Annotated in this window: 4 protein-coding genes; 3 read left to right on the forward strand and 1 reads right to left on the reverse strand. The window is 71.8% G+C overall.

What is annotated here, in order from left to right; genetic code table 11:
- The first annotated feature begins 241 nt into the window (after window positions 1-241).
- Genes OZN99_RS29615 through OZN99_RS29625 form a run of 3 tightly spaced genes read left to right on the forward strand, consistent with a single transcriptional unit; the run spans window position 242 to window position 1,985 of the window.
- Window positions 242-739 carry a YcgN family cysteine cluster protein gene (locus OZN99_RS29615; protein ID WP_270938803.1) on the forward strand — a complete coding sequence of 166 codons (498 nt, stop codon included), beginning with the start codon at window positions 242-244 and terminating at the stop codon, window positions 737-739.
- Window positions 736-1,674 carry a dihydrodipicolinate synthase family protein gene (locus OZN99_RS29620; protein WP_270938804.1) on the forward strand — a complete coding sequence of 313 codons (939 nt, stop codon included), beginning with the start codon at window positions 736-738 and terminating at the stop codon, window positions 1,672-1,674. Before OZN99_RS29615 ends, OZN99_RS29620 begins: the two co-directional genes overlap by 4 nt.
- Window positions 1,671-1,985, forward strand: coding sequence for a cupin domain-containing protein (locus tag OZN99_RS29625; protein WP_270938805.1), 315 nt, complete (start codon window positions 1,671-1,673; stop codon window positions 1,983-1,985). The genes OZN99_RS29620 and OZN99_RS29625 overlap by 4 nt, the downstream gene beginning before the upstream one ends.
- Window positions 1,986-2,007: 22 nt before the next feature.
- On the opposite strand, the gene OZN99_RS29630 is transcribed toward OZN99_RS29625, so the two are convergent.
- Window positions 2,008-2,523 (reverse strand): DMT family transporter (locus tag OZN99_RS29630; RefSeq protein ID WP_270938806.1); only part of this gene is annotated, 516 nt, incomplete at its 5' end.

The raw sequence follows: 2,523 nt of genomic DNA on the forward strand, positions 1-2,523 counted from the left end.
ACGCCGCGCCGCGCCGCTTCCCCGCCGCGCAGCGCCAGCACCAGCGCCGCGGCCGCGGCCACCCCGGCCAGCAGCGGGGCCGGCCAGGTGGCCAGGTTGTAGGCCGCGAAAACGGCGAAGAACTGCTCGGCCGTGAATGGCAGCATGGCCCGCGAGCCTGCCTCGCCCGGTGCCGCGCTGCCAGTCGGCACGGCCCCGCCGCCCTTGCGCTGCCCGCCCCAGGGTCTAGGTTGCGCGCTCCATGGTCACCGGCGAGCCCTTCTGGCGCAGCAAGACCCTCGGCGAGATGACGCGCGCCGAATGGGAGTCCCTTTGCGACGGCTGCGGCCGCTGCTGCCTGCACAAGCTGCGCGACGAGGACAGCGGCGAGCTCGGCTGGACCAACGTCGCCTGCCGGCTGCTCGACACCCAGACCTGCCGCTGCACGGACTACGCCAACCGCAAGGCGCGCGTGCCGGATTGCGTGAAGCTCACGCCGAAGCGCCTGGCCGGCATCGACTGGCTGCCGCCCACCTGCGCCTATCGCCTGCTGGCCGAGGGGCGCGACCTGCCCTGGTGGCATCCGCTGGTCTCCGGCAATCCGGAAACCGTCGTGCAGGCCGGCGTCTCGGTCCGCGGCAAGGCGATCCGCGAACGCGAGGCCGGCGCGCTGGAGCATCACCTCGTCGCCTGGCCCGGCCGCATCCCGCGTGCCGCGCGCCCGCTCAACCCGCTCCATCCGGAAGGAAACGCATCATGAAGGACGCGCTGTTCGGCGGCATCAACGCCGCCGCGCTGACGGCGATGAAGCCCGACTTCTCGCCCGACCTCGACCGCTTTGCGGCGCACTGCAAGTGGCTTCTGGCGAATGGCTGCAATGGCCTCGGCATCCTCGGCACGACGGGCGAGGCGAACAGCTTCGGTTTCGACGAGCGCAGGCAGATCCTGGAAGGCATCGTCGCGCGCGGCGTGCCCGTCTCGAAGCTGATGCCCGGCACCGGCTGCGCCAGCCTGACGGACACGGTGGAGCTGACGAAGCACGCCAAGGCACAGGGCTGCCGCGGCGTCCTCGTCCTGCCGCCCTTCTACTACAAGGGCCCGAGCGATGACGGGCTGTTCGCCTATTTCTCGGAAGTGGTGAACCGCGTCGGCGGCGGCATCGCGATCTACCTCTATCACTTCCCGCAGCAGAGCGCGGTGCCCTTCAGCCTAGGCTTGATCGGGCGGCTGCTGAAGGCCTTCCCGGGCGTGATCAAGGGGGTGAAGGATTCCTCCGGCGACTACGCGAACATGAAGGCGATGATCGACAACTTCGCGAAGGACGGCTTCGAGGTCTATTCGGGCGCGGACAACTTCGTGCAGAAGATCCTGGCCGAGGGCGGCGCCGGCTGCATCACCGCCGCGGCCAACGTGAATGCGCGCTTCGGCCAGGTGGTCTACAGCAAGCGCACCGGGCCGGAGGCCGACGCGGCCCAGGCCGTGCTGGACGCGACGCGCAAGGCCGCGACCGCGACGCCGCTGATCCCCGGCCTGCGCGAGATCATCGCGCGCAGCACGGGTGACGCGAACTGGCGCACCATCCGTCCGCCGCACCTGCCGCTGACCGCGGAGGAAGGGCAGAAGGCGTGGGACGCGATGCAGGCCGCGGGCGCGCTGCCGCTGCCCGGCCTCGGCATGGCGAAGGCCGCGGAGTGACCCAGCCGCTGACCTGCCGTGCCCCGGCCACGGGCACGGTGCAGCTGGACGACGACAGGGTCCGCGTCACGCGCTGGGACTTCGCGCCCGGCGCGGAGACCGGCTGGCACCGGCACGGCATGGCCTATGTCGTCGTGCCGGTGACGGATGGCACGCTGCTGCTGGAACTGCCGGGTGGTGCGACCGCGACCGCGGAACTCAAGGCCGGCATCGCCTATGCGCGCGATGCCGGAGTGGAGCACAACGTCGTGAATGCCGGCGATGCGCCGCTCTCCTTCATCGAAGTGGAGATGAAGCACTTCCCGGGCTGATCCCGGCGAGGCGAGGGTTGCGTCACCGCCGCCCACGCGTCTCCAGCGTGACCAGCGCGACGCCGCCGAAGATCAGCGCGGCGGCCGGGATGGTGAGCCAGCCCGGCACCTCGGCGAAGAACAGGAAGCCCCACAGCAGACCAGCCAGCGTGACGACATAGGCGACCTGGCTGGTGAAGACGCCGCCCGCATGCACCAGCAGGCGGAAGTAGAGCAGGTAGGCGATGCCGGTCAGCACGCCCTGCACCACCACCAGCGCGGCGATCGGCCAGGAGGGCGGCAGGCCGAGATGGCCGAGCGGCCAGGCCAGCAGCGCCGCCGATCCCGCCGCCGCCACGAGCGTGCCCGCGGCCTGCGCCACCGGCGGCGTGCCGCGCACGGCGAGCTTCACCGAGAGCAGGTTCGCCATCGCGTAGCACACCGGTGTCAGCAGCATGATCGCCGCCCAGGGCAGCAGCGCGGGATCCGGCAGCGCCGCGCCCGGCGCCATGGCCAGCGCCACGCCGGCCATGCCGAGCGCCGCGCCCGCCACGCGTCG

It is taken from the genome of Falsiroseomonas oryzae (genome assembly GCF_027856955.1).
In the GTDB taxonomy this organism is placed as follows: domain Bacteria; phylum Pseudomonadota; class Alphaproteobacteria; order Acetobacterales; family Acetobacteraceae; genus Falsiroseomonas; species Falsiroseomonas oryzae.

What these genes read in the sequence shown, in the direction of transcription:
- OZN99_RS29615 (WP_270938803.1), top strand. Translation starts at nt 242, where the DNA reads ATGGTCACCGGCGAGCCCTTCTGGCGCAGCAAGACCCTCGGCGAGATG.
- OZN99_RS29620 (WP_270938804.1), top strand. Translation starts at nt 736, where the DNA reads ATGAAGGACGCGCTGTTCGGCGGCATCAACGCCGCCGCGCTGACGGCG.